At 59.8% G+C, this 517-nt stretch carries 1 protein-coding gene; it reads left to right on the top strand.

Features of this window, described 5'->3' with window-relative positions:
* Positions 1-517, top strand: a 517-nt coding sequence (locus SB764_RS38255; protein WP_410866496.1) for an ABC transporter permease, incomplete at both ends; no start/stop codon positions are given.

The raw sequence follows: 517 nt of genomic DNA, 5'->3' as shown, positions 1-517 counted from the left end.
ACAAGATGTCGACCTTCTCCTTCGACAATTACAGCTACCTGATCGACGATCCGCTCTATTTCAACGCCTATATCTCGAGCCTTGTCATCGCCGGGATCTCGACCTTCCTGACGCTGCTGATCGCCTATCCGATCGCCTATGGCATGGCGCAGGCGCCGCGCAGCATCCGCCCGACGCTGCTGATGCTGGTCATCCTGCCGTTCTGGACGAGCTTCCTGATCCGCGTCTACGCCTGGATCGCCATTCTCAAGCCGGAAGGGCTGCTGAACCAGGTGCTGATCGGCACGGGGATCATCGATACGCCGCTGATCATCCTGAACACCAACATCGCCGTCTATATCGGCATCGTCTATTCCTACCTGCCGTTCATGGTGCTGCCGCTCTATTCCTCTCTGGAAAAGATGGATGGCACCCTGATCGAGGCGGCGCAGGATCTCGGCTGCACGCCGATCCGCGCCTTCTGGCGTGTCACCTTCCCGTTGTCGCTGCCCGGCGTCGTTGCCGGCTGCATGCTGGT

Source organism: Paraburkholderia sp. SIMBA_027 (genome assembly GCF_046535315.1).
GTDB classification, from domain to species: Bacteria; Pseudomonadota; Gammaproteobacteria; order Burkholderiales; family Burkholderiaceae; genus Paraburkholderia; species Paraburkholderia tropica.
Note: the sequence above shows the minus strand (reverse complement) of the source record. Positions and strands in the feature narration are given on the sequence as shown.